General features: G+C 39.2%; 24 protein-coding genes. 12 read left to right on the plus strand and 12 right to left on the minus strand.

What is annotated here, in order from left to right; genetic code table 11:
• Positions 1-6: 6 nt before the first annotated feature.
• The 5 genes from GO495_RS02830 to GO495_RS02850 all read right to left on the minus strand — a co-directional run bounded on the left by GO495_RS02830 (position 7) and on the right by GO495_RS02850 (position 7,371).
• The gene (locus GO495_RS02830; protein WP_157298180.1) at positions 7-3,459 is read right to left on the minus strand and encodes a TonB-dependent receptor; all 3,453 of its coding nucleotides are present in this window, start codon (positions 3,457-3,459) and stop codon (positions 7-9) included.
• A gap of 170 nt (positions 3,460-3,629) precedes the next feature.
• Positions 3,630-4,769 carry a FecR family protein gene (locus tag GO495_RS02835; RefSeq protein ID WP_157298181.1) on the minus strand — a complete coding sequence of 380 codons (1,140 nt, stop codon included), beginning with the start codon at positions 4,767-4,769 and terminating at the stop codon, positions 3,630-3,632.
• A gap of 50 nt (positions 4,770-4,819) precedes the next feature.
• The gene (locus tag GO495_RS02840; protein WP_338075347.1) at positions 4,820-5,407 is read right to left on the minus strand and encodes an RNA polymerase sigma-70 factor; all 588 of its coding nucleotides are present in this window, start codon (positions 5,405-5,407) and stop codon (positions 4,820-4,822) included.
• A gap of 1,068 nt (positions 5,408-6,475) precedes the next feature.
• Positions 6,476-6,934, minus strand: coding sequence for a nuclear transport factor 2 family protein (locus GO495_RS02845; RefSeq protein ID WP_157299084.1), 459 nt, complete (start codon positions 6,932-6,934; stop codon positions 6,476-6,478).
• Between the two features lie 146 nt (positions 6,935-7,080).
• Complete coding sequence (locus GO495_RS02850; RefSeq protein ID WP_157298182.1) at positions 7,081-7,371, minus strand: hypothetical protein; 291 nt, start codon at positions 7,369-7,371, stop codon at positions 7,081-7,083.
• Positions 7,372-7,389: 18 nt separating this feature from the next.
• On the opposite strand from GO495_RS02850, the gene GO495_RS02855 reads away from it, so the two are divergent.
• Positions 7,390-7,641 (plus strand): ATP-binding protein, encoded by a 252-nt coding sequence (locus GO495_RS02855; protein WP_157298183.1) that lies wholly within the window; start codon positions 7,390-7,392, stop codon positions 7,639-7,641.
• 79 nt (positions 7,642-7,720) lie between these two features.
• Here GO495_RS02855 and GO495_RS02860 read toward each other — a convergent pair whose 3' ends face one another.
• The gene (locus GO495_RS02860; RefSeq protein ID WP_157298184.1) at positions 7,721-9,109 is read right to left on the minus strand and encodes a glycine-rich domain-containing protein; all 1,389 of its coding nucleotides are present in this window, start codon (positions 9,107-9,109) and stop codon (positions 7,721-7,723) included.
• A gap of 96 nt (positions 9,110-9,205) precedes the next feature.
• Here GO495_RS02860 and GO495_RS02865 point away from each other — a divergent pair, with 96 nt between their 5' ends.
• The 5 genes from GO495_RS02865 (at position 9,206) to rhuM (ending at position 12,240) form a co-directional block, all read left to right on the plus strand.
• A complete protein-coding gene (locus GO495_RS02865) occupies positions 9,206-10,108 on the plus strand; it encodes a hypothetical protein (RefSeq protein WP_157298185.1) in 903 nt (300 codons plus the stop codon).
• Positions 10,109-10,273: 165 nt separating this feature from the next.
• Positions 10,274-10,507: a hypothetical protein gene (locus tag GO495_RS02870; protein ID WP_157298186.1), complete on the plus strand. Its 234-nt coding sequence runs from the start codon at positions 10,274-10,276 to the stop codon at positions 10,505-10,507.
• A 278-nt stretch (positions 10,508-10,785) separates the two neighbouring features.
• The gene (locus GO495_RS02875; protein ID WP_157298187.1) at positions 10,786-11,451 is read left to right on the plus strand and encodes a hypothetical protein; all 666 of its coding nucleotides are present in this window, start codon (positions 10,786-10,788) and stop codon (positions 11,449-11,451) included.
• 275 nt (positions 11,452-11,726) lie between these two features.
• Positions 11,727-12,035: a virulence RhuM family protein gene (locus GO495_RS32025; protein ID WP_205691192.1), complete on the plus strand. Its 309-nt coding sequence runs from the start codon at positions 11,727-11,729 to the stop codon at positions 12,033-12,035.
• Positions 12,013-12,240, plus strand: a complete 228-nt coding sequence (gene rhuM / locus GO495_RS32030; RefSeq protein WP_205691193.1) for a RhuM family protein — start codon at positions 12,013-12,015, stop codon at positions 12,238-12,240. Before GO495_RS32025 ends, rhuM begins: the two co-directional genes overlap by 23 nt.
• A gap of 342 nt (positions 12,241-12,582) precedes the next feature.
• On the opposite strand, the gene GO495_RS02885 is transcribed toward rhuM, so the two are convergent.
• The 6 genes from GO495_RS02885 to GO495_RS02910 all read right to left on the minus strand — a co-directional run bounded on the left by GO495_RS02885 (position 12,583) and on the right by GO495_RS02910 (position 16,279).
• A complete protein-coding gene (locus GO495_RS02885; RefSeq protein ID WP_157298188.1) occupies positions 12,583-13,032 on the minus strand; it encodes a DUF1569 domain-containing protein in 450 nt (149 codons plus the stop codon).
• Positions 13,029-13,448: a VOC family protein gene (locus GO495_RS02890; protein WP_157298189.1), complete on the minus strand. Its 420-nt coding sequence runs from the start codon at positions 13,446-13,448 to the stop codon at positions 13,029-13,031. Before GO495_RS02890 ends, GO495_RS02885 begins: the two co-directional genes overlap by 4 nt.
• 44 nt (positions 13,449-13,492) lie before the next feature.
• On the minus strand, positions 13,493-13,939 hold the full coding sequence (locus GO495_RS02895; RefSeq protein WP_157298190.1) for a helix-turn-helix domain-containing protein: 447 nt from the start codon (positions 13,937-13,939) through the stop codon (positions 13,493-13,495).
• On the minus strand, positions 13,926-14,168 hold the full coding sequence (locus tag GO495_RS02900) for a hypothetical protein (RefSeq protein WP_157298191.1): 243 nt from the start codon (positions 14,166-14,168) through the stop codon (positions 13,926-13,928). The genes GO495_RS02895 and GO495_RS02900 overlap by 14 nt, the downstream gene beginning before the upstream one ends.
• Before the next feature lie 718 nt (positions 14,169-14,886).
• Positions 14,887-15,459: a Crp/Fnr family transcriptional regulator gene (locus tag GO495_RS02905; protein ID WP_157298192.1), complete on the minus strand. Its 573-nt coding sequence runs from the start codon at positions 15,457-15,459 to the stop codon at positions 14,887-14,889.
• Between the two features lie 7 nt (positions 15,460-15,466).
• Positions 15,467-16,279, minus strand: coding sequence for an oxidoreductase (locus GO495_RS02910; protein WP_157298193.1), 813 nt, complete (start codon positions 16,277-16,279; stop codon positions 15,467-15,469).
• A gap of 1,828 nt (positions 16,280-18,107) precedes the next feature.
• Between GO495_RS02910 and GO495_RS02915 the strand changes: the two genes are divergently transcribed.
• The 6 genes from GO495_RS02915 (at position 18,108) to GO495_RS02940 (ending at position 25,662) form a co-directional block, all read left to right on the plus strand.
• Positions 18,108-19,019 (plus strand): hypothetical protein, encoded by a 912-nt coding sequence (locus GO495_RS02915; RefSeq protein ID WP_157298194.1) that lies wholly within the window; start codon positions 18,108-18,110, stop codon positions 19,017-19,019.
• Between the two features lie 361 nt (positions 19,020-19,380).
• Positions 19,381-20,814, plus strand: coding sequence for an AAA family ATPase (locus GO495_RS02920; RefSeq protein ID WP_157298195.1), 1,434 nt, complete (start codon positions 19,381-19,383; stop codon positions 20,812-20,814).
• 1,259 nt (positions 20,815-22,073) lie between these two features.
• Complete coding sequence (locus tag GO495_RS02925; protein ID WP_157298196.1) at positions 22,074-22,568, plus strand: hypothetical protein; 495 nt, start codon at positions 22,074-22,076, stop codon at positions 22,566-22,568.
• A 124-nt stretch (positions 22,569-22,692) separates the two neighbouring features.
• Positions 22,693-23,859, plus strand: a complete 1,167-nt coding sequence (locus GO495_RS02930) for a 6-bladed beta-propeller (protein WP_157298197.1) — start codon at positions 22,693-22,695, stop codon at positions 23,857-23,859.
• The gene (locus tag GO495_RS02935; protein WP_157298198.1) at positions 23,856-24,500 is read left to right on the plus strand and encodes a hypothetical protein; all 645 of its coding nucleotides are present in this window, start codon (positions 23,856-23,858) and stop codon (positions 24,498-24,500) included. The genes GO495_RS02930 and GO495_RS02935 overlap by 4 nt, the downstream gene beginning before the upstream one ends.
• Complete coding sequence (locus GO495_RS02940; protein WP_157298199.1) at positions 24,487-25,662, plus strand: 6-bladed beta-propeller; 1,176 nt, start codon at positions 24,487-24,489, stop codon at positions 25,660-25,662. Before GO495_RS02935 ends, GO495_RS02940 begins: the two co-directional genes overlap by 14 nt.
• Position 25,663 lies beyond the last annotated feature (1 nt).

A 25,663-nucleotide genomic window follows, 5' to 3' on the forward strand; every position in this document is an offset into this window, starting at 1 on the left:
GTTCATTTAAAATTTAACATTCAGACCCAGTGAAAAAACTCTGTTAAACGGATAAGTACCTTCATTCCGATAACCGTCTTCCGGATCAAAGTTTCCACCCAATGTTCCTTTGGATATAGTGAACAGATCCTGTCCGCTAAAGAAAATTCTTGCTGATTTGATCCTGATACGGGAGAGCATACCTGCAGACAGGTTATAGCCTAACGTAATGACTTTAAATCTCAGGTAAGCTACATTATGCATCGTCAATGCTGATGCACGGTAATCATAGCTTCTGATATCATCGTACCCAACACTACCGGGAAGGTATCTTGGATATTGTGCATCCGGTCTTTCCGGGCTCCAGGTCTTACCTGAATAGTAGGCTAATGTTGGCCAGTAAAATGCATTAGGTCTGCTGATTGCACCTTCATAGATAACATCTCTTTTTCCGACACCTTGTAGAAATACCTGCAGGTCAAATTGTTTATAGCCAACAGTGATATTTGATGAATACGTATATCTTGGTGTCAGATTGCCCAGGTAAGTCATATCACCTGCAAGCCCTTTTGATTTATCTCCAAAAGCAGTGAGCTTACCATCTCCGTCAACGTCTTTATACATCACATCTCCGATGCCAATTCTGGACGGTATTCCCTGCAACTGTTTGTAATCGTCCAGCTGCTTTTGAGTTCTGATGATTCCATCATATACATACCCAAAGTAAGAGTAGATAGGATATCCTTGTCTGGTATAATTCAGCCCTTCACCATAACTATCATTGTTTTTCAATTCCACCAGTTTGTTCCTGCTGTCACTTAACTGTAAGGAAATGCTGTATCTGAAATCATTGATCTGATCCTTCCATGTCAGGGATGTTTCAAAGCCTTTGGTGAACACTTTACCCTGATTGGTAGATGGCGGCGTAGCGCCAAAAGTTGCAGGCACTGCTATATTGACCAACATATCATTGTTGATCTTGTTGAAATAATCAAATGAGAAACTTAGTCTTGACCGATATACAGATACGTCGATACCAATGTTCCTGTTCTCAATGGTTTCCCATGTACGACTGGCAGATGCAGGATTGGCATTCGCACCGGTTACCCCTACATTGGGAGATCCCAGCGGATAATTGCCGTCGATAGATATCAGTGGAATATAATCGTAAAGACCTAAATTTCCAAGCTCCTGGTTACCCATTTTCCCATATGATACCCTGAGCTTTAATAACTCAAATGTGTGCAAAGATTTGATGAAACTTTCTTCAGATAAATTATAGGCAAGCGCTGCGGATGGGAACACTGCGCTCCAGCGTTTTTCGGGAGCAAACTTTGAACTGCCATCTGCACGGGCGGTCAGGTCTAATATGAGTTTGTTTTTATAAGAATAGCTTAACCTGCCGAAATAGGAACCGAGCGCCTGGTTGTTGAGATTCCCTGTAAAGTCAGCATATGCTGCTTTTGTACGATCTGCAAGGTTCAGTGTAAATATATTATTCCCGATAAAGTTGTATCCGGTGGTGGATTGTCTTTCTACTTTAGTTTGTTCCAGTGATGCACCACCTGTAAAGTTAATACTGTGATCCTGTCCAAATTGTTTGTTATAGTCCAGGTACACCTGGTACAATTTATTTAAGAGCCTTTGATTCGCATAAAAAGCCGAATTAGGGGTATTACGGACGTCCTGTATTTCACCCACATAATTATAACGCGTAAACGTACGGGTATTACCATTGTCATTGTTATAATCCATTCGGATCGCAGCCTGTCCTGTTAATTTCAATGAAGGTATAATGCTGTAATCCACTTTGAAATTGGTGCTTATCCTTGAAAAGTTACTCAATTGTGAGCCGCCTTCTTCCAGCGACTGCGCCGGATTTTCATAGCCCTGATACCCATAAAACTTACCTACACTGTTATATACCGGCTGATATGGAAATTGCCGGGTTACATTACTTAAAGCATTACCAATCATTGTTGGTGTTACAGTGGCCTGGCTCTCAAAACTGTTGCGGGTTTCAATACTTAACTTTTTACTCAGCCGGAAATCATAATTCAGCCGGAGATTGTATCGTTCAGATTTGTTTTCTCCGAATTTGAGGGAACCTTCATCGCGATTGTATCCAAGCGATATCAGGTAATTATTATTTTCACTACCACCGGAAACAGCCACATTATGCATCTGCTGCACTGAATTTTTGTATATGACCTTATTCCAGTTGGTATACCCGTAAAAGCCCGGATAGTTTGTGATACCATAATTCCATCCTCCGCTAAGGTCAGCTGCCGCATTGGCCCTGATCTTGTCAAATACATCGGGCGAGAACCCTGCAATGCCGGCATTACGAAGTCCCTCATCCATAAATTCCGCAAATTGCAAGGTGTTCTGTATCTTTCTAAGGTAAGTAGGGTTTTTAATACCGACATTAGCGCTATAAGCAACTTCAGGTGGTCCTTTTTTACCTTTTTTAGTTGTTACAATAATCACCCCGTTTGCGGCACGGGCACCGTAAATGGAAGCTGCCGCATCTTTTAGCACAGAGATTTCCGCAATATCATTTGTATTGATGGTATTCATATCACCGGGTATACCATCCACCAATACTAATGGCTGACTCCCGTTTATTGAAGAATAGCCACGAACCTGCAGCCCATAACTTTGGTTGCCGGGTTGTCCGCTACCCTTTGTGATAGTTAACCCTGGTATGGTCCCCTGCAATGCATCGAAACTGTTGTTTAATGGTCTGTTTTCAAAGACGTCCGCCTTCACGGTAGAAATAGCGCCTGTAATAGCTCCTTTTGTTTTAGTGCCATAGCCCACCACTACCACTTCATCCAGTTTCGTGTCCGTCCTCACCATTTTTACTTCAATATTTGTCTGGTCATTCACCGTTATTTTCTGAGTTGAGAAGCCGATATAGGAAAATACCAATATTGAATTTGGTCCCGGCACTTCTAAAGAGAATGCTCCTTTGTCATTTGTACTGGTCCCCGTCGCTGTACCCTCAACACCAACGATTACACCCGTCAAAGGCTCACCGTTGCTGCCATCTCTGACCGATCCCAATATTCTTCTTGTCTGATGCCCGCCGGCAGATTTTACTGACCGTTCATTTGTTTTTGCGAGGATTAAGACTGTTTTATTCTTTATGGTATATTCAAAAGGCTGACCCTCGAAACAACGATCCAGCACTTTAATAATATCCATATTTCTGACCTGTAAAGTGATGGGTTTAGCATCCTTCAGTGTCTGGTTGTTATAAAGGAAATCATAGTCTGTTTGTTTCCTTATCTGTGCAATGATCTCCACCAGCGTTGCCTTATCAGCAATCACAGTAACTTTTTGTCCAAAAGTTTCGGCTTTTACCTGTAGAAAGAGGATGGTCAATAAAAGAAGGATGAGCTTCATTCTTAGTAAGAAACTGGAATGTACATAGGTATCCCCCCTGAAACGTGGTTCAAGAATTTTTTTGTGCATTTGGTTGTTATGTTTAATTAAATCTGTTGATTAGCTACATTACCTGGCCTGTTGTACGGCAGAATACCAGGGACACTTCCGATTGGCATTAGATACTGGATTGCCTGAATTTTTTGTTGATATATTCCTCCTTTTTGATTATTGGTGATATAAAGATTCCATAACGTACATTAATCTGTTACTGTGATTTTCTTAGCCTGAATATTGAAATGTATATGTCCCACCTGTTCTAAATTGTGTAAGATTTCCGATAGGTTTGAGGAACGCGAGAAGGTTCCGCCAAATCTTTCGCTTGTATTGTGATAATTGTATTCTACATCCACATCATACCACCTGCTCATTGTTTTCATTATACTTTTGATGTCCTGACCGTCAAACAGGAAGTACCCGTTTTTCCAGGAAATGGCAGCTTCGGCGTTGACTTTTTTTATACTGATCTGGTCCTTGTCTTTAATAATGGTGGATTGTTGCCCCGGGATTAATAAACTTGATTTTCCGGATATTAAATTCCTGATCTTAATACTACCGGTAAGCAGGGTAGTGCTGATTGCGGTTTCATCTGCATATGCATTCACATTGAAACGGGTTCCTAATACCGTAATCTCCTGATTGGCACTCATTACCTTAAAAGGTTGGTTTTCGTTGTGGGCAATCTCAAAATATACTTCACCACTGGCTACAACCTTTCTTTCTTCATGTAAAAACCTCACGGGGTATGTGATAGAAGATTCAGCGTTCATCCAGACCTGTGTACCGTCTGAGAGGACAATCTGGTACTGGCCTCCTCTGCCGGTAGTGATCGTGTTGTAAAGTATTTCATCCGCTGTACTTCCGGTATTGGAGGTGCCATATACCAGTTGCCCGTTAGTCTTTTTACTGATTACTACAGAACCCTGATTAGCTATTGTACCATTTTGTACGTCAGTCAGTGCAATTTGTTTTCCATTGGACAATGTTAGCAAAGCCTTGTTACTGCCGGGTTTGATGTCGGAAGCGGGACTATTTACTATAGCGGTTTCAGGTTTCCTGGTTGGTGTGCGTAATAAATAATAGGTAGATGCGGAGAGCAACAGAAGTAGGGATGCTGCTGCTGCAATTCCCGGCCATAGCCTGATCCTGGTAGTATTTGCCGGCAACGGAGCCACAGCCTGCCAGACCTCCTCCTTAACCGCCAGCAATTCTTCATATGATACGTCCAGATCTTCCGGTTGCCATTGCAGATACCAGGTTTCCAGCAAGGCCAGTTCCTCGCTGTTTATACTACCGTCCCTGTATTTTTGTAATAAATCCTGTATGTTTAGCTTGTCCATTTATATATAGACAAGGAAGATAAAGGTCATGGGGGTAATAAAAATCTAAATTATTTATAAAAAATATAAAAGAGGTATACCAGCACACCGAGTTTCATTCTTAATATCTTAAGGGCATTCTTTACATGGCTCCGTACTGATTGTTCAGTCAGGTCTAATTTTTCTGCAATTTCTTTGTAGCTCATGTTTGATTTTCTGCTCAGTTCAAAGACGGCTCTCATTCTGGGGGGTAAAGCATCAATTTCCTTCTCTATGATGGCTGCTAATTGCCGCTCACGCACGCGGTGGTCTGTAAGGGACTCTGCATCATTGGTCCAGCCAGGCAATGATGACAGGTATTTTTCTTCAACGGCCTTATGTGCAATGATATTTAGTATACTGTTCCTTACCCAGGTATAAAGGTAATTGGAGAAGCTGGTCCGGGGTTCGAGGGTGTCGCGTTTAGACCAAAGATGAGAAAAGAGTTCCTGAACCAGGTCCCTGGCTTCATCTTTATCTCTTATTCTCTTATAGGCATGTAAATAAAGTGGTCCGAAATAGCGCTCATATATTTCAGCAAACGCATGCTGATTGCCGGATTTCAGCAAATCCATCAATTCCAGATCACTCAATGAATTATATGGGAGAGATTTTCTCACGTGAATTTTTTCTCAGTTACATGACTGAACTAAAGTTGTTACTGGCAAATCAAAGCTATGTAATAATTCTTAATAGTTGCAGTTTGAATTTTTGGTATGGGAATCTTCCCCTATTTTTCAGAGATGGTGCGAAGAACTATCTCTGAAAATATAAAGTGTGTTTATTGATAATGTAAATGAAAGAAAAAAAGGGGGGTTAACATTCAGGTTTTCAATAAAGATAGGGCTAAAATAATAGGAAATAGTTTTGCAGGTTTCCTGCATCGCTCTCTTAATAATGTTGATTGAAATAGTTGTGTGTTATTGCTTAGTTGTATTCATCATTTCGATACAAAAGTAACAGATGTATTTTATTCTCTATATCCCTGAAAAAAGGTATTTTCCCAGAAAGCCTTCCTGCACAGGCGTTGCAACAATAGATGTATCAATATAATTATGCTTTAGTTCAATTTAAAATGTTGAAAAACAGGCATGTTATTATTTAACTCGTAATGCAATTATATGAAATATGACCTGGACCAATCTTACAGGCTGGTGTTTACTCCTCACGAGAAGCCAATTCCCACCAACGAACATGGTCAATATATATTTGGACGGAGATTAGAGGAATAGAAGTTAACGAAATAGTAAACTATCATAAAGAGAAATAATCATGGCCAGGCAAAATCAAAAGGATGTGATATTTATTCAATAAGAAAGCAAAGTGAACTTGTCTTAAAAAAGGATAAAAGAAAGAAGATACCAGATGGCTACTTTAAAACTGAGATCATTGAGAATGATAGTCTGGTATTAATCCAGCGGTTGGCAACGAATGGAAATATCGGGAATACGGGTGGTGTGTACGTGGAGGTCTCAAAGGCAACATATAAGGTAACAACGCTCAAGGTTTTTTAATAAGCGATTTTGGAATGAGTTTTTAATTGGGGAGTCTCTCTTTTAATTTACTGTAGTATACGGGTAAGACAGATGCAAATGAAAAGTGACAAACTATCTTTTGATAATTTGTCCCTTTGCGGCCCCTCTTAGTTATTAATACAGATGCATCTCTGCGAGGTATCAGCCAACGTTTTAGATACCAGTAAGGACTGTTGGATCTCCCGTACGCCAGACATTGTCGATTGTGACGCCTTGAATAACCCAGACGTCGTCCTGTCTTACCAGTTCGACATCATACCTGTTTTTCATGAGATAGTGACGAGAGTGGTTGTTTAAAGGCAAATGTTGCGCTTCTACCAGCGCGTCCATTACTGCCTTATCTCCATCGATACTTACCCGCGGATTGCTTACGGAATGAGTAGTGTCAATTTGGTTTAATGAACCCATAAGTGCTGCGATGATATTTTCCCTGCCTTCCAATACCGGATACTCAAAGCCGGCTTTTTTTCCGGCAGGTCTGAAATCAGATATGGCATTAGCTGCAAAAGCAGATGAAAGAAGATCATTGTCGCGTAGGTCAATGCCCGCGGCGAAACGGTAGAGCGTCTCAATAACGGCAAATTTGTCTGCGGTTTCCTGAAGATTTATCATTTGAAATTTTATTGGTTTAAACGGTAACATTAACTCCACAAATAGCAGGTATCCTGTACGCCCAACTGTTCCCATCCATATATCACGTTGGGCGAAGAAAACACCAGTGTTGCATCCTGGAACTCGTACACGAATTGCGGCTAATTTTAATAATCTGTAATGCGGATATCTAATAATGTATCCAGTAATTCTTCGCCATAAGCAGAAGCCGGAGACTGAAATCCAGTTTTATAACTTCCGTTCAGTGCCCTGGAAACGATCTCTATCGAAGAAGTAACCGTTGGCATGTATCCGGATGGTATATCTATCATTGATCGTAGAACTTCGCCGTTCCCGCTGATAACTTCTGCAACTATTTTACTTCGTTCCAGGCCCCCTATGGCGGCGCTATGTATTCCTATAGTAGCCCTTTCTCCCGAGGCCGCTGGAAGGGCCATTATAATAGGTTCCAGTGTATGGGCATATTAATGAAGCCGCTTATAGGTCGTAAAGATGGGAAGAATCTTCTGGAAAAAGCTTTAGCGTCAGATGAAGCTGAATTAATTGCAGTTTTTGGACGACGGCGGGTAGGTAAGACATTCTTGATAAGGGAAGTCTTCAACAGCAAAATGATATTGGAATTTTCGGGGGTTCACAATACCACATTAAAGGAGCAGTTAACTAATTTCAGAAATAAATTAGCCGAAGTCATGAAACTGGAGAGATAAAAAAGGAAATTTTTCAGAAGGGCTTCAAATGTGAAGTTTATATATCTATTTTCCATCCGGTTGTTTATAAGATGATTTATCAGCAACCACAGCCACAGCTTGGACGGGCAGCTCCACAACCATCTCCGGCGCTGAAAAAGTTGGCTGTTTTCTGGAATAAGGGAATATCAGAAACACCGTTGAAACGATTCAGAATGATTGCCTGCTGGTGTAAGGTCCTGATGTCGTTAAGAACACCCATCTGTTTTTTTAGTGCTCTTCCCATAATAGTATGATCGCTGTCCGGAGTCTGCCAGGAAACGATTGAAATCAGGCACAGGAAGAAAAATATACCATATAAAAAACCGCTAATCAAATTAACTTCTTCAGCAGGAAAACAATAGATGATCATTGCCGAAAACGCCAGCCAAACAGGATAAAGTATGGCATCTTTTTCAGGAGGCGCTGTTTGTACGGTGGAAATGGGATGCAGGTATTCACTTAGTGCAGATGCCAACTGGGGAAGACTGAATTTTGATTTATTGTAGAGGTGATCCATTGATTGAAACAACACTTCAGGCTGGATGAAATTTTGATCTTCGAAAGCACTTGTTTGATCTGTTATAAGTGAAAAGTATTTTTTTGAGAACTCTTTTTTGGTATCGCGTATCTTAATCCAGTTATTTTCTACGAGATCATTTGTCAATAATAAAAACGCATTGTTATAGCCACCGGATAAATAGGCCAGTTGATAGCGATTGTAAAGTGGCAAATTCCTGATGACGGGTTTTAGATGCCGCTCCTCATTCATTGCGACAAGCTTCCTGATGATAAAGAGCAATGGTGTAAAAAGAACAAAGTATTGGAATACGGAAAGATCGGAAAGTGGCAATTCACCAAATAATAACCAGGTGACTATAAATGGGATCACTATTGTCAGATAATAAGCCGCTGGAGCTGTTTTGCTGCCGGAAGCACTGAGTGCTTGTTTTGTGGCATAAATTTTATCAGGGTATAAGAAAGGTGTTAATGCCGGAGGAATGCGCCAGAATTTTGCAGGTGGGTTTTGCTTAAACACCTGTATGTATAAGGTTAGAGTTTCCAGGTACCAATCATGATGTTTTTTATAATCTATAATGCCACCTACGTTGGGGAAATGATGAAGTTCACGTTGCAGGATATTGGGGCAAAATTTTTTCCAGTATTCGGTAGTATACAATAAATGCATATGCCATACCTTATCTACTACAACAGATGGGGATGCTCCGTTTTTAGCTATGCAACAGAGGTAAACAAAGCGCTTATATTCCTGAATGGCATCTCTGGTAAAATCATCAGTCCAATTCTCTGTTTGTGCAATTTTTTTAGAAAACGGAATGACAGCATTGGCATCGTCAATAGCATAATTCTCAATCCGTATCCAAAGCGCGTTTTCCCGGTAATTTATATGTTCGTCAGTTAGCAGAATATTTGAATGTAGAGGTTTCATCGCTTTTTTTTTTCAATAGTAAACTTCTAAAAATGCTAAAATATAAAAGTCTTATATTAGTATTATTTGACTCTATTTTTATCTTATATTCGTCTTATGAAGAAAGAGGATTTAGTACATCTTGAAAAACTGATGAATTTTCTGTCTGCTCATTTTGTCAGGAAGAATGCCTGGAAAGATGTCTCAAAATCGGAGTGGACGCATATTGCTGAGGAGCTAAACAGACTGTTGGAGGAACAGAACAGGAGGCATAAAATAAGGAAGGACGCAGATTTACTGGGTACAAACTATCTTTACGAACATCTTATTATTAATAAGTTAAAAGCATACGAAGGGAAAGAAAACATGGCTGGGGCCAGTAAACCTAACCTGAGTAAATTAAGCCGGATTGTCCAGGTATTAGGGTATGATAACTACTTTGATTTTATTAATTCACATAAAGAGACATTCAGTTTTAATGATTTAAAAATCGAAATTCCGAAGGTAGCGGTGAATACTAAACTATTGGATGAATTAATTGGATTTTGGTATTCCTTTAACCGCAACCTGCCCGATAACCCGGACAAAATTAATGAAGAACGAATCTGGCGCTCATCAGTGGAAATATACAAATCAGAAGCTTCAGGCGAATATCTGATAGAGAGAAGTGGAGGAGACAATCATAAGTATTATGGCAAAATAACAGCTTATGCGGATTATGTTTTCATTATTATGAATAGCAATACCTTTATCCGGCAACGGCATTTTATTTCGCGTCTGAAAGATATTAATGAAAAACTCAAACAACCGGATTATAAATTAAGTGAGATGCATTTTATCAGTACCTGTATCAGTTTTAACCAGGAACCTATTGCTCTGTTTGAAATTTTCCAAAAGGTGAAAAATACAAAAAACTTTGTTGCCGATTCTGTAAGCTTTCTCATGGAAAGCAAGGAGCTTCCTGTCAGTGTGGTGGCTCATTTAAAGAATGCAGAAGGGAATAGAATTAATTACAGGTGATTTTTACAATCGAACACCTGATACCCTTTTTTAACGTTTGCAGGGTTTGATACGATGGCAATTTGTTTAGATTGTCTCGATAGGTATTCCTGAATAGCTTTCTTTAGGGTCAACTATTAATTTTCAGCGCTGGTTTAAAAAAACTAAGTCATTCACTATGGGTGAATGGGTGAAGGCAAGGGTGATACCACCATAGTTACTACTCTCGGAAGTGAATATTCAAATGAATTTATCTTTTCAGATGCCGTAACGAGTACTTTTACATGTACTGCCAGTCAGGTATATATTCACCTCGACTCCATGATTCTGGCCGATGGCCAGACTTACACCTACTCCAGTACAGACTCTGTAGGATACAATCCTGTTAAAAAGACAGACGATGTTTATGGAGTAAGTTAGAATCTTAAATACAGCAAACATACCATTACAGGTAAGTATGTTTGTAAGATGAGTCATAGCGAAAAAGCTAGTATTACGTTATTATAGATCATCCCAGAGTTGTTTAACAAACAATTCTGGGATTTCTTTTTGCTTATATAAAGGAAAATAAGTATCTTATCCCAAAGAGATAAACATATTACCATTCCTCGAAAGAATGGTGATACCTGTAATTGCCCCTATAAAGGAAATGCCAAGAAGAAGACAAATTATTATTTACCCTCCTAAACATCCTCATTATGATTACACAGAAAAGGAAACTCCTCTTGTCCAACATTGAAAAAATCGGCGGAATCATTACGATGACCGAAGCCCTTGAAATGATGGCAACTTATCAACATCAGATACCCGATGGTATCGGAGCTGTTCTATACCGCAGGGAACTGTTTGATAAGTTACTAAACGTTCCAGGTTGTGCAGGCATACGTTTAGTAAATGCCATGCATGAAGGTCATCACTCAATAGTGCTGGTAGCTGTAGACAATCGCAACGTAAACATCACTACTGTGATAGCAGGTAAGGGAAGCATCAGTCCTTATTATAACCCCTGGGAGAGTAATTATATCGTTGATAAAACAGGTGACTTTATCAGTAAAGATGTTGCTACTGATATGATCAAAGCATACCAGGATCTGAACCCGGGTACTATCAAGTCAAATTTATATGGCAGAGAAGCTTTTGAGACATTACTGAGTGCTCCTGGTTGTGCAGGCATTCGTTTGTTCAATGGTATTGCTAAAGATGGAGATCATAAATTTGTGCTGGTACCTGTGGATGCTGCACAAAATGCAATTGGCAAATGTCAGTTGACAACAAGCGCAGGCATGCTGTTCGTTGATCCACCGATTATAGATGGTGGGATGCCATGCCCTCCTGTTTGTTCGCCATTTGCTGTAGTTCTGTAAACATTTATTATGAGAGCCGTTCCTTTTGGCCTGCCCCCAAAAAGTTAGACACTTTTTGGGGGCTTTTTTATGAAGTATAGTATTAAGGGAAAATTGAAAGCTGTAAAAAGCGTGCTTTCAGGGAAAGAAACGACCTTATCAACAGGTCGCAAGTTAGCTGCAGGAGAAAAAACAGTTCGGCGATCATAAGGTTTGTTTTCTACAATACACCTGCCGGAGATATACGGATAGAAGTAATCTTTAATGATGAAACATTTTGGCTTACTCAGAAACGGATGGCGGAATTATTTGGGGTAGAAGTACCTGCGATTAGTAAACACCTGAATAATATATATGAGTCTGGGGAGCTGGATAAAGATTCAACAATTTCCATTTTGGAAACAGTTCAACAGGAAGGAGCACGGCAGATAAAACGTAAATTGGAATTTTACAATCTGGATGCAATAATAGCGGTTGGTTACAGAGTAAATTCGATGCAGGCTACTCAGTTCAGAATTTGGGCTACCAAAAGTCTACGGGAGTTTATTGTTAAAGGTTTTACAGGCATCAAGACAGATATCTATGAAAATGACAGATTGGATTAGTCGATTGGATGCCTTCCTGCAATTTAACGAATACCAGATACTCAAGGATGCCGGCACAGTAAGCCATGCAGTAGCTATTAAATTAGCAGAGAAAGAATACGAAAAGTTCCGGATAACACAAGATGAAAATTTCGAAAGCGATTTTGATAAAGAGATACAAAAAATTACTATATCATCTAAGAGCAGAAAAAAGGACAATTCTTAATCAACTTCTGTTTTCTCCAATAGTGTCATTGGCGACAAACGATAAAAGGATTTGTTAGAAGCTTTCATTAAGCTTCTTCGAACTTTAAAGCCTCCAAATCTTTCGATTTAGAGGCTTTAAAGCTTGCAGCCCCAGGTATCATAACCTCGAACCAAATTATGCAGGATTGGGTGGATTTAGGAACTATTTAGGTCAGAAAAGCGAATTTGGTATGTATAAAGTTCGAGGTTGGTATAACTTTTATTGAGAACAATTGCATCGAATTGCATTTCCACAAATGCACGCTTTTTTGTTTGGTTTGCAGATTCAATGCATTAGTCGATCATAAGCTGGTTATTCACATCAGATACCGAACTGTTGTAAATGATGATTTAGATGTATATAGGCCAGTTGGCCGATCTGCTCCCTGCTCATGCGACCAAAAAAAGGATGAATAAAACTGTAATCAGGTTTATCGTAATTTGCATAGCGATCAAGCAATGAGATCAGCTTGCGCCGCTCTTCGGTCATATCAATCCCGGTTTCCGTGATCCGCATTTCGGATATAGTTGGACTATTGCGGCGGAAGTTGGGCGTTTTTAATACCTGTTTTAGGATTAACGGGCCAATGAGCCTACCAATCAGCGTGCGGTTATAAATTTTGTTTTCGTGAATCATTTCTTCCCAGAGGCGAAGGTGTCTGAGCATTTGTGCTACCGTCATTTGTCCCCATAATGATTGGCTGTCGGGTGTTAGTTGTTCTAGCCGCTGTACAAACTTCTGGCGTTGTGCGGTGTCAAATAGTGTCTTCATTTTTCGATATCTAACTGTGAAAGGGAAAACCAGTTGCCGGAATCATCACTAAACAAAGCCTCAAAACCGTAAAACTCTTTAGTTGGCGGCTTTTTAAATACCACACCTTTGACTTTCAATTCTTCGTAAGTAACCATCAAATCCTGGCAGGTAAATACGGCTGCGCCGAAAGTGCCTTTCTTTATCAGTTCAATCATAGTCTTTGAAGTTTCCGCATTGAACATGCTGCCTTCTTTGACCGGAAACAGCGTGATCTCCAGTTCAGGCTGATCGGGTGGGGTGACAGTCAGCCAGCGGGAATCTGCTCCCATAGGTACATCGGTATGTACCTTAAAGCCAAGCTTGTTAATATAAAAATCGTAGGCACTGTCCTGGTCAAGAACATAAATGCACATGTGGGTGACTTTAGTAATCATGCGATTATTTTTATTCAAAACTAATTGCATCACGCCAAATTAACCTATCGGATATTGCTATTTTTCCAGCCGTAAGTTTCGGCAAAGCAATTAGGTACCGCATGTAGCGGATTGTGGTTGAAAAGCGCCTTCCTTTGCAACTGTTTTGCCTGATAAACTGATGGAGCCATACCCGCGTGTTTTTTAAATAAAGCGGCAAAGGACGTGGAGCTGTCAAAACCCACACTAAAACAGACCTGCGTCACCGGTTCACCATCTGCGAGTAGGCGTTTGGCCTGATCAAGGCGTACCTGTGTAAGGTAATAGTGTGGAGTTTTGCCATAAGCTTGTTTAAAAAGCCTCGTAAAATGAAACTTAGAGAAGTATGCTTCATCAGCAATCTGATGGAGATCGATCGGCTGTGCATAGTGCCGGTCGATGAACAATTTGGCCTGCACAATACGACGATACAAATAAAACTTATGATAAGGTTCAATTTCAGGCTTTGTCATAAGCTTCCTGTATATCTTTAATGATAATTTTCTTCATTTTCATCATGGCCTTCATAACCGCAGATGCCTTTTGGGAATTCGGATCGTTCATCAGACGCGGAAGCATTTGGTGCGCAACCTGCCAGGTCAAATCGTATTTATCTTTCAGCCAGCCGCAGGACACATAAAAGTGGGCTGCTTTTTCCGCTTCGGTATTGAACAGCAGGAATGGGGTGATTTGTGCATGCATGACAATTCATTTGGTCCTGACAAAGTTATTAATTTAATGGAAGTAAATGTTCCCGTAATGTACATTGAACTGGCGGCTATCCGTGTTACAGAACCCACGTCGATGTGGGTTCTCAGTAACTACGTAGAAAAACAAAGATTACAATTGAGGATTTTTTATAACAAGAAAACGCATACATGAATAAATTGTTCGCCTTCGTTGCAGAGCTAACAGGTGTTTCGGAGAAAAAAGAAACCCGACTTTCTCAGATTACTCTCAAGAAGTCGGATTTTGCAGACCCGGGTATCGTAACCTCGAACCAAATTATGCAGGATTGAATAGATTTAGGAGGTGTTTAGGGTAAATGAGTGAATAGCGTATACTAAAAGTTCGAGGTAGTACATCACAAAAACTTATTGTAGAAAAATCCGGCATAAGCATTGACAAATCTACGCTTGCCACCTTACTGCTGTGTGGCTTATTAACTACTTATGGTTGCGGAAAGCCTTCCAATAATCGTGGCCCCAATGTAGTAAATCCCATTGGATGCGCGATTGCAAGTGATGTCGACCAGGCGCTTGGTTTCCGTAATTTTGAGTAATCACACCGCCTATCGTTGAAACACACTGTAGGGGCTGAATAATAGGAGCTGTATGATGCGCAAGTATCACGTACGGATCTGTGAGGGACTCAGGGGGGCCCTGGGTCTACTCCATCAGACGCTCGTTCATAACGATCCCTATCCGCGAATATCCCTTCTTATTCTACTCAGTGACGACTGAGTGATGCCAAGATAAGACGCCAGATATGACAGGGGTATCCTGTTTGCCAGGGCAGGGAAATTAGCCAAAAAACTAAGATACCGCTCTTTTGCATCATGTGCCATCATCGGGCTGATTCGATTGACTTTATCTATCATACCTTTGGCAGTTATTTTCGCAACTATGGCATCCCAACCGATGATCGTCATCGACAATTCTTCCAAAACATTTTTTGACAACACAATATATTGACAATCAGTAACAGCCTGAACATATTCGACTGATGGAATAGCCAGATTTAAGCTGTTTATATCTGCAATAAAGTGATTCTCGTCAAAAAAGTACTTAGTTATTTCGTCGCCTTTATTGTTATAATAGCACACCCGCATGACCCCTTCGGTCAGAAAAATGACTGCACGAGATATCTTTCCGGCTTCGTGATAATATTGATCTTTTTTTATGGTCTTTATCGCAGCTTTGCTTTTGATAAGATCGATCTGTTGCTGGTTCAGTTGCCCGAACTGGAGTAAATAATTAATCAGTTGTTCCATGGATACATTATTTCATCTGGCTCATCAACATCTTATCAAATAATTTGTCCGATAACACTTTTCTAATAAATAACATTGGCTTTGCCATAGTACCACCAATATATCTTGTCCTCGGATGTTTCGCCTCGATACCTTTTTTAATCAGTTTAGCAATAACAATAGGATCGACAGCATTCTTTTCCATCGATGAATACATTTTTCCAATGGCGGCTGCTAGTTTACCGTAAACTGTATTGCCTGAAACACGCATCATATCGTCGGCGCCTATAGTAGTCATTTCAGATTTTGTACCACCTGGTTCAATTACAATTACATCAACGCCAAATTGTCTTACTTCATTTCGTAGTGAATCACTCAAGCCTTCTATAGCAAATTTACTGGCATGATACCAACTGCCCATCGGCAAGCCAACTTTACCTCCTACAGAGGAGATATTAACGATCTTTCCATACTTTTTTTCCCGCATTCCGGGTAACACCAATTGTATCAGTCGCGCTACACCGAACAGATTTATTTCCAGCTGTTTTTTTGCTTCGGCTATTGGTACGTCCTCCAGTGCACCATAAGAACCAAGTCCTGCACTATTGATCAGGATATCTACGCTCCCTGTCTCATCTAATACTTTATCAACACAGGCAACGACACTGTCATCACTGATAATATCCAGCGCAATAGGCTGTATACCGTATTCTTTCAATTCCTGCATTTTTTCAATTCTGCGCGCTGCACCATAAACTTTGTAACCCTTTTGGGCCATGTATATAGCTGTTGCTTGACCGATCCCTGAAGACGCACCTGTAACTAACACTGTCTTTGTCATTTCTTCGATTTTAAAAGTTAAAGAATAAGGCAAAGGTCTCTTATAAAAAAATGATACGATTTGCCATTTGGCAAAAAAGGAGGCTTCTCAATTATCTTTCAGATCAGGAGACTATACCGTGTATATACCAGCAGGGAATAAACATTTAAAATGCCGCAACAGAATATTTTATACTCAAAAGTAAGGCTTTTAGAAATGTGATGAGAGGAGTAAGAGATATCCAATTCTTTCTTTTTAGACTAACTAAACTTAATACATGACAAAACTCAATCCCCAAGAATTCAACTTGATCCAATTCAACTTGATCCTCTTTCGGGCGAGATAAGCACCAATGAAAAAAGGACAAACCATCTTTCGATAATTTGTCCCTTTTCTTAGCGGCCCCAGGTATCGGAACCTCGAACCAAATTATGCAGGATTGGATCCATTTGGGAGGTGTTTAGGGCCTGGAAGGTGAATATAATATAATAAAAGTTCGAGGTTGGTATAGCATGAAGTTTGAGCTTTAGTTATAATTTTATAATATAAAATCTTATTTATACGTGTTGGTGTGTTTCGGATTTGCTACTTTTATCTGCCACTGAACAGTCTTATTCCTGAACAAAAATCCCGGCAATTTACTTTAAATAGGTATTCATTTCATTGATAATGTTTGTTTCTATCACTGAAAAGATTAATACAAATATTGTTAAAACGTGTCAATGATGGCTGACAGGTAATTTTTATTTCCAGCAATATGGGATTGCTTCGTAATGCTGCATAGAATGGCTCCGGTTATCGTTTATCAAAGGCCGCAGTTAATATGTATGCAGCAATGTTAGGAACAAGAGTAGCGAATAAAAATATAAAGGTTACTTGCAGGCGAAATCAGGTGGTGAACATGCGCCATTAACAGTGGAAGAATCTGCAGAAGGACTTTATCATGGTATAATTACGAACACGGAGAGTGGGAAGTTTTGGAATATCATGATTGCGGGTATTGATAGGCATGGGCTGGTGGTAAGCCAAATCTTGTTAACGTAGCAGTCACCAGAGCGAAGGAAGTGATGTATGTGGTGGGCAATCGCAACTTATGGAAAGATGCAGGTGTATTTAAAGAATTATCAGATAAACTTCCTGTAAGAAAGGCTACCCGATAGGGCAGCCTTTCTTACAGGAAGTTTATCAACAATTTATTTACAGCTTCTGGTGCTTCTAAATTTGTAAGATGGGGATGCATCCGGAATGATAATGATATGAACGTTTGTTGTTCTTAATGCTTCTGCAAGCGCATAGACTGAGGCAACAGGTGTACTGGTATCTTTATCTCCCACAATAATCAATGCAGGCTCATCCGACCTTATTTGCGCACTGGAAGTTTGGAATCACACCGCCTATGGTTGAAACACACCGTAGGGGCTGAATAATAGGAGCCGTATGATGCGCAAGTATCACGTACGGATCTGTGAGGGACTCAGGGGGAGGTTCCCTGGGTCTACTCGATTATCTGCAATTCTGTCCTTTATTATGAAATGAAATGGATTTCCGTTTTGGGACTATTTTTTAAATGTTTGAACACTATGGTTATACTACGTAGTTAATCTATCAATTATTGCATTTCATATAGTATCTCGTTCAAGGTAATCAGCATTTCCCCCCATTCTTCAAAGGAATCAGATAGGCGGATTTTTCAAACCAGAATACTTTATGTGGTTGGATTAAATTGCCCGATACCGTCAGCATAAAGAAAACAGGCGGAGGGAAAAACATTGCTATTCAGGATAATATATTAATTTGCAGCTATACTAAATTGATCTCTATCAATATCCTAGCCTTTTTTAAGTCCTTTATGCACAAAAAGCAAACATTGCTCATCCCTGAAGACTATACCGAGTTTTTGTACTGGGTGAAGGAAAGAACGGAAACATTCTGGAGCAAAAGCAAATCCTCCAGCAATACTGAGGCATATCCCTGTCCTCAATGGGTAGAGGGGGCAAAATGGATCGGAATGACCGATGAACAGATTGATGCCACCGAGGCAAAGTATGACATCAAGTTTATGCCGGAGCATAGAGCCTTCTTACGTATCCTGCATACTATAGACAGGAAAAAGGTAAGTGAGTATGAAGAAGAAAGAGAAACCCAAACTTATCAAACATCTTTCTTCTATAATTGGCTGAAAGATGAGGATGAAATCGTTTCTAGACTGAACTGGCCTTACCGGACCGTGTTTGAGGATGTATCACCACCTCAGGGCGTATGGCTAAAGTCCTGGGGCACAAGACCATCGTCCGTAGAAGAGAAGGAGCGTATCTTTGCAGACTGGTATGCGAAGGCACCTAAATTACTGCCGCTTACTTCACATAGATTTTTAGTTAGTCGGGATGATCTGGCCGACCGTCCTGTGTTATCTGTTTATGGGTCTGATACCATTGTGTATGGATGGGATCTCCGGTTATATTTGCTGAATGAGATCACGGACCATCTAGATCTCTACGTACCGGTTTTTGACGAAGAAGATCAATGCTATTATGCTGAGTACAGAGATGAATTAACGGAAGTATTTGACCTTGCGAAACAGAAGTTACCAGGTAAAGATATTCCTTATTGGAAGGAATTAATGCTGTATTGGAGTTCGGGGTGGTCTAGTTTTGGATTAAAACATCCTGGTGATAATGGAGAAACAGTCCAGCCCATCATGCCTACATATGTACCGGATGACCAGGAACCGGCTCAGAAAAGGTTCAGAGGGTTTGAATAAATGGGGCATAATTTTCTCATGAATATCCTGTCATTGCAAATGCCGATTCGTTATATGTAATCTTAATTCTTGTGTAGAATTGATCGGTTTTGATCATCTAATTATTTAAACTTAAAAGCCTCCAAGTTATTGAACTTGAAGGCTTTTAAAGCTTGCGGGGTGTAGGTTACAACTTTCGAACCGGTTTACAGATGATTTATCTGGTATTTACTCATTTATTAGGCAGGCTCATTTATAATAAGCATAGCATAAGCTGCCATAATGCATTATTTACCAGCAGTTATGGCGAAATATAAATTTTTATATTCTGCCACAAGTGTTTATTTTTGAACAGTTGTGGCGAAATATAAATTATACCTAGATGGAACAACTTATAGGAAGAGAAGAAGAAAAGCTACTATTACAGAGGGCCTTGGACTCTAATGAAGCTGAATTGGTGGCCATATACGGCCGTCGAAGAATAGGGAAAACTTTTCTAATCAGGAAGTTCTTTGAGAAGCAAATAATTTTTGAATTTTCGGGCATCCATAATGCAACGCTGAGTGACCAACTGGCCAATTTCGGTCAGGCGCTGACACTCTCTATGAAAAGTTTGCCTGTAGAAACCCCGGTTAATTGGCGGCAGGCTTTTAACATGCTGGAAAAATGTATAGGTCCTCTTATAAAAAAGCAAAAGCGAGTTTTATTCTTTGATGAATTTCCCTGGATACAAACACCAAGATCAGGGTTTATGCAGGCATTTGAATATTTCTGGAATATGTGGGCCTCCCGGCAAAAAAATCTGGTCGTAGTAATCTGCGGATCTGCTGCGTCCTGGATGATTCAGAAAGTAATTAACAACCGCGGTGGACTTCATAACAGGGTAACAAAAAGAATTCGCCTGCTACCTTTTAATCTTAGTGAAACGGCAGCCTATCTGAAAAGTAGAAAGATAAACCTGGATCAATATCAATTGCTGCAGCTTTACATGGCAATGGGTGGTGTTCCTTTATATCTTAAAGAAGTGAATACCGGAGAAAGCGCAGCACAGGTATTAGATAGAACATGTTTTAAAAAGAGCGGTTTGTTGCATGATGAATTCAAAATACTTTATCATTCATTATTTGAAAAAGCCATATATCATATAGAAGTGGTCAGAGCATTGGCGGCTAAATCCGGCGGGCTTACAAGAAATGAAATAATTGAAGCCTGCTCGCTTACATCCGGAGGGGGAACCACACAATTATTGGAAGAACTGTCGGAATCAGGATTTATAACTCCCTATATACCTTTTGATAAAACTGTCAGGGACAGCATATATAAGCTTACGGATGAATATTCACTTTTCTACATAAAATTCATAGAAAATATCAAATCGCAAGGGGCCGGTACCTGGTTAAGGCTATCAGAAAGCACATCATGGAAAAGCTGGAGTGGCCTTGCATTCGAAAGTATATGTCTTAAACACGCTCAGCAGATTAAAAAAGCAATAGGAATAGCTGATGTGTATACCGAAGTATCTCCATGGCGTTATGCTTCCAAAAAGAAGGAGCAAGGGGCCCAAATAGATCTTCTGTTTGACAGAAAAGATAATTGTATCAATCTATGTGAGATTAAATTTACTCTTTCCGAATTTATTATAGATAAAAACTACGCTGCGGTATTAAAACAAAAAGAAGCTATATTTCGTGAGAGAACCCAAACCCGTAAAACGCTTTTTCTTACACTTATCACCACCTATGGCGCAAAAAAAAACAATAACTACATTAATCTTATACAGAAAGAAATTACTATGGAGGCTTTATTTAAAGACTAAATACCGTGGTGTCTTCCCAGGAAGTTCAGCTCGATCTGTTTTATTGAAGATCTACTCGATCCAGATCGACTATGAAAAAATTAAAGAGGGATAATTATCAAGTTTACATAAAACTAATGGGAATAATCAAGCATAATCATACTTAATTATTCCCATTCAACTTGCGGCCCCAGGTATCGTAAACTCGAACCAGATTATGCAGGATTGGATGGGTTTGGGAGGTGTTTAGGCCGAATGAGTGAATTTAGTATGCAAAAAGTTCGAGGTTGGTACAATTGGAAAATAGAATGTGAGTTAGTCTTTAGCGTTTACCTCCCGTTTTAGATTGCAGGACTTACGGACATTGTTTCAAATGGCGACTGTCGGCCTATCATTCAATTGCCTTAGATAGTTGGATAACTTGAGTTGTTGATGCACAAAAACTGCATAAATGAGCTCAAGAGTAAAAGTAAATTAGCCTGGAGTAACTTCCAGATGCATGTTGAATTGAATTAATTATTCAATTAACTATCGACTGCAACTTCAGGAGGAGAATCGTGTATCTATGTCTATTGTAAAGGATTGAATGGACAGACTTACTTCTGCAAAAAAAGACACTAACTCTACCTCATCTGTAACAACAGTTTTTTTATTATATGGTAAGACTTATAATTAACATTTGGAAATTATCCACGTAAGAGATGATTTCTTCCAAACTGATTTCCAAATTTACAGTTAAAGTGTATGAGCAATGTTAACATTTCGTTTAAGATTTAACGTTGCTATTAACAGTTCATTTAACGTTTTAGAATATGAAATTATCCATGAATCTTTTTTCCTTTTTTTTAAAATTTAGCTTTACTTTAGACAAACAATCGGACGATGTAGCGTTTAATCCAATAACCCGAACCGATAACGAAATCTGAATGAAGGGAGGAAACTCATACATAATGTAATTGTTTGTAAAGTGACTATTATTGAGAATGTTAGCTATTTAGTTCAATATATGACCTGCTACGTTGAATTGTATCAAACCAATTTTTAAATAAAGCAATATGAAAAGAACCACTATTAAAGTAAGAATAACCGGCGTTACACTTGCGACAATATTTTTGTAAAATAAGATCATAATCCAATCTTAAAGTGTTGCAACCCATACCCCGTGATCATGGCACGCTTCCCTGTTCTACACCTGCACACAGTTTAACCTATGCAATACTAATCTGATAGGATACCATCACTATACACTGATAATTTTCAGCCATTGAATCAAAAAAATCATGAAAAAGAACTATCTCAAAAACATTACCATTGGTTTAGGCCTTGCTGCATTCCTCATCGGAGTGAGCATTTCCTTTTCTTCTTATGGTTCAGCCAACGCTGCCACAGCGGCGGTAACAGCACCTTGCTATACTCCTAATTATAGCATGACTTGTCCTGCCCAGACGACAGCTACTGTAACTATTACAGGTTCCTCTAGTCAGACAGTTGCGCTGACCCCAACTGCCAATGGTGGATTTAAGATCTCGCTTTTTGGACAGGAAATCACTATACCTGTAGGATCCGGAAAAACTACTACTACTGTGACAGACTCAAACGGGTCAACTTATACCGTTACAATTACCATTGGAAGTAGTTATCAAATTGTTTGCAAAACAGCAACTTCAGGAGGACAAGCTTGTGCCACCATCGATTGTAAAGGCAACAATTTACAAACTTACACTTGCGCAGATCCTGGTACCAGCACTAGCTCATCTGTAACAACAATTTTTTAATCATTAAAACCAGGAGATTCCTTTAAGCCTTGTAAAGTGCTGTAAGGATCATTATTAACATTTGGAGACTATGAGTGTAAGAGATGGTATTCTTCTAAGCAGGTTTCCCAATTTACTTTTACCAATGAAATATCTATTAACTATAAGCCTGGCGTTGCTGGCGATTACATCCTGTAAAGAGAAAAAAGCGCATATTCATAGTAAGGCTGTAACAATAAAGATAGAACCATCTTCTTATAGGTCAATGGATTCAATTGATAATATCATATCAGACATTAAGTTCATCCCTATAGGAACAAGTGATACCAATCTGATTGGGAACATTGAAAAGATATCAATAGCAGGAGATAAGTTTGTATTGCTGGATAATCTGGGCAATGGTAGTATAAAAATTATTAGTGATAAAGGAAAAATATTACAAACCATTACTTATCAGGAAAAGAAAAAGATCACCGATTTTGTAGTAAATAACGATAAGTTAGAAGTGTATCTGGAGTTGGACAGAAAGATAGATATATTTGATCTGACAGGCCATTTCATCCAGTCAAAGATGCTTAGCAGGAATTTGTTGGCAACAAAGATGGAACATCTGGATAATCAGAGCTATGCTTTCTGGTCCGGTACTACTTTGAATAAAGATGGCTATTACAGGATGCTGGTGTACGATAGATTTAATGAGCTCAGCGATGGATTCTTCCCGATAACTGCCAAAATAGGTGGGAATACGGGAACCCTGAACATGTATCCCTTTTATGCTATTGCTCCTGATCAGTTGAATGTATGTTTTCCTTTGTGCGATACTATATTTACTTTATTCCATGATAAGGAAACTACAGACCTTTACCCGAAATATTATATCTCTTTTACTGACAACCCTCTTCCAAAGAATTATATTAATGATCCGGATATCGTGTATTACCTGATCTCCGCATGTGATCATAGATATTCTTTTTTTATGGGCCCTTTCATGGAATTTGGATCAAACATTATTTTTGGAGATATTGTCAGTGGTATAAAGTTTTATGGTATATGGGATAAACAGGCCAACAAAATGGTTACAAATGCGGCCCGGTGTAAACTACATAACCTGGACCTGGAAATTCCGATGAATACTATACAGCAAATAGGAAAGGATAAGGCGCTTGTATATTATTATCCTTATTTGCTAATGGAATGGGCCGCTGCACATAAAGATGCAGCAAACAATAAATATGTTAAAGAATTATTAGCATTGTGTAAAAAACTGAAGAAGCTGGATAATCCCATTCTGGCCCAAATTACAATAAAATGAAGTCTGTTTATTATATCATAACGATCATTATTACTTTGTCGGTGATTGGCATGTTCTTTTTTTTGTCTTACCGGTTAAAGGCACAACAACAATCCCTGAGCGGGTTACAGGACCAGATAGACTTATATAACATAGCGGCCTCTAATGTAGAGCAGGAACGGAAATTAAATGCATCTGCTATCACTTTTGGAAATCTTCCTGTTCGAAAAGACGTAGCGTTGACAAACGGTAGTGAAACTACCAGTTTGTTTCGTTATGCAGAAGAGATAACCTCTCCTAAACTGATATTGCGTTTCTCTTATATTAGCTGCGACGTTTGTGTAGATACAATTCTGAATGTGCTAAAGGGAATAAAAGGAGGCATAAAAAAAGAGGATATTATATTGCTGCTGACCTACGACAATATCGAGAATTTAAACAGGTTCGAGCACGTGAACAATATTGCGTATAGAACTTATTCCATACCGCAATATGATTCACTGGGTCATTTTGAGAATTATAATATTCCTTATTTATTTGTGTTACTTCCTAAAAGAAACACCTTAAATGACCTTTTCTTTCCCCTTAGGGAAAATCCTTTAAGAACAAGAGAATATTTGTACGCTATAGGAAATAAATATTTTGACAATGAAAAGTATTAAGATCATATTGTTCATCATTTTTTTATCAGGAGCATTGTACGCTCAGGATTCTGTAACGATACGTATGGATCCTGATAACGTACTGGGAGGAAGTGTTTCTCAGCTCTTTGATTCAGTAGAGTATATTCCCCTGCAAACGACAAAGGAAAGCCTTTTTGGCAGGATTGACCGGTTGCAGGTTGCCGATGACCTCTTTTTTATACTTGACAGGAGTTCCGATCAGGTCCTGATCTTTAAGAAGGATGGAAAATATAAGTCAAAGATACAGATGCAGCGATATGTAAAGTCTACGACGCAGCAGGGGATCAGTAGCTTTATGGTAGATGAGGACAAAAAGTGGGTGATCGTGAACAACGATACGAAACCTGACGTATTGTACTTTTTTAACTATCAGGGAAATCTGGTAAAGACCATTGTAGGGAAACAATGGAGTAATTTTGGTTATCTCGATCAACACAATTATTTGATGGCAGCAAATGGAGATATACTTGATAGCGCTTCTGGACTACGGGCCAATTGTTTAATCACTGATACTTCGACAAAAGTCATAAAAAAAAGCCTGGTGAAAATTGTGCCTGGCATGATGGGCTCAGGGCAGGTAGTAGATAAAGTGCCAGGTGAAAAAGAAGTAATTTATGCGGGTGCATTCGACTTTTCTATTTATAAAATAGGTATAACAGGTATTGAAAATAAGATTAAATTTATATTTCCTGTTATCTATACTCCTCCAAAAGAAATCTATGGTACCAGTTATGAAAACCAGATAAAATACACTCATGAGGTGAACCCTAAAATGCTAATGGGCTTTTTAGATATACACACTTCCGGCAATTTCCTTACATTCAGCCTGATGCATATAGGGTTTGGACACCCTTCCTATATTTATAGCGCCTCTTCGCAGAATATTTATTCAATGGGGAATATAAATACAGACAGTGCACATTATTTCCTACCTGTTATTTCTGATGGAGGTAATATTTATGCAGCAGATAGGAATTATTTCTATTCACATATACCAGTTTATTATTTTAAATCAGGCTACAACGATAACCTGAAGAACAGAAAGGCGGCCTATCCGGATAAAATTAGGCGCTTATATACATCTTTTGGGAATTATGACAATCCAATAATAATCAGACTTAAACCCAAACAAGGCATTTAGA

The sequence above is a fragment of the Chitinophaga oryziterrae genome (assembly GCF_009758125.1).
Lineage (GTDB): Bacteria > Bacteroidota > Bacteroidia > Chitinophagales > Chitinophagaceae > Chitinophaga > Chitinophaga oryziterrae.

Bases quoted from the DNA above. Each gene is read 5' to 3' on its own strand.
- GO495_RS02830 (WP_157298180.1), bottom strand. From the start codon at position 3,459: ATGCACAAAAAAATTCTTGAACCACGTTTCAGGGGGGATACCTATGTA.
- GO495_RS02835 (WP_157298181.1), bottom strand. From the start codon at position 4,769: ATGGACAAGCTAAACATACAGGATTTATTACAAAAATACAGGGACGGT.
- GO495_RS02845 (WP_157299084.1), bottom strand. From the start codon at position 6,934: ATGATAAATCTTCAGGAAACCGCAGACAAATTTGCCGTTATTGAGACG.
- GO495_RS02850 (WP_157298182.1), bottom strand. From the start codon at position 7,371: ATGGCCCTTCCAGCGGCCTCGGGAGAAAGGGCTACTATAGGAATACAT.
- GO495_RS02855 (WP_157298183.1), top strand. From the start codon at position 7,390: ATGGGCATATTAATGAAGCCGCTTATAGGTCGTAAAGATGGGAAGAAT.
- GO495_RS02860 (WP_157298184.1), bottom strand. From the start codon at position 9,109: ATGAAACCTCTACATTCAAATATTCTGCTAACTGACGAACATATAAAT.
- GO495_RS02865 (WP_157298185.1), top strand. From the start codon at position 9,206: ATGAAGAAAGAGGATTTAGTACATCTTGAAAAACTGATGAATTTTCTG.
- GO495_RS02870 (WP_157298186.1), top strand. From the start codon at position 10,274: ATGGGTGAAGGCAAGGGTGATACCACCATAGTTACTACTCTCGGAAGT.
- GO495_RS02875 (WP_157298187.1), top strand. From the start codon at position 10,786: ATGATTACACAGAAAAGGAAACTCCTCTTGTCCAACATTGAAAAAATC.
- GO495_RS32025 (WP_205691192.1), top strand. From the start codon at position 11,727: ATGGCGGAATTATTTGGGGTAGAAGTACCTGCGATTAGTAAACACCTG.
- rhuM (WP_205691193.1), top strand. From the start codon at position 12,013: ATGAAAATGACAGATTGGATTAGTCGATTGGATGCCTTCCTGCAATTT.
- GO495_RS02885 (WP_157298188.1), bottom strand. From the start codon at position 13,032: ATGAAGACACTATTTGACACCGCACAACGCCAGAAGTTTGTACAGCGG.
- GO495_RS02890 (WP_157298189.1), bottom strand. From the start codon at position 13,448: ATGATTACTAAAGTCACCCACATGTGCATTTATGTTCTTGACCAGGAC.
- GO495_RS02895 (WP_157298190.1), bottom strand. From the start codon at position 13,939: ATGACAAAGCCTGAAATTGAACCTTATCATAAGTTTTATTTGTATCGT.
- GO495_RS02900 (WP_157298191.1), bottom strand. From the start codon at position 14,168: ATGCATGCACAAATCACCCCATTCCTGCTGTTCAATACCGAAGCGGAA.
- GO495_RS02905 (WP_157298192.1), bottom strand. From the start codon at position 15,459: ATGGAACAACTGATTAATTATTTACTCCAGTTCGGGCAACTGAACCAG.
- GO495_RS02910 (WP_157298193.1), bottom strand. From the start codon at position 16,279: ATGACAAAGACAGTGTTAGTTACAGGTGCGTCTTCAGGGATCGGTCAA.
- GO495_RS02915 (WP_157298194.1), top strand. From the start codon at position 18,108: ATGCACAAAAAGCAAACATTGCTCATCCCTGAAGACTATACCGAGTTT.
- GO495_RS02920 (WP_157298195.1), top strand. From the start codon at position 19,381: ATGGAACAACTTATAGGAAGAGAAGAAGAAAAGCTACTATTACAGAGG.
- GO495_RS02925 (WP_157298196.1), top strand. From the start codon at position 22,074: ATGAAAAAGAACTATCTCAAAAACATTACCATTGGTTTAGGCCTTGCT.
- GO495_RS02930 (WP_157298197.1), top strand. From the start codon at position 22,693: ATGAAATATCTATTAACTATAAGCCTGGCGTTGCTGGCGATTACATCC.
- GO495_RS02935 (WP_157298198.1), top strand. From the start codon at position 23,856: ATGAAGTCTGTTTATTATATCATAACGATCATTATTACTTTGTCGGTG.
- GO495_RS02940 (WP_157298199.1), top strand. From the start codon at position 24,487: ATGAAAAGTATTAAGATCATATTGTTCATCATTTTTTTATCAGGAGCA.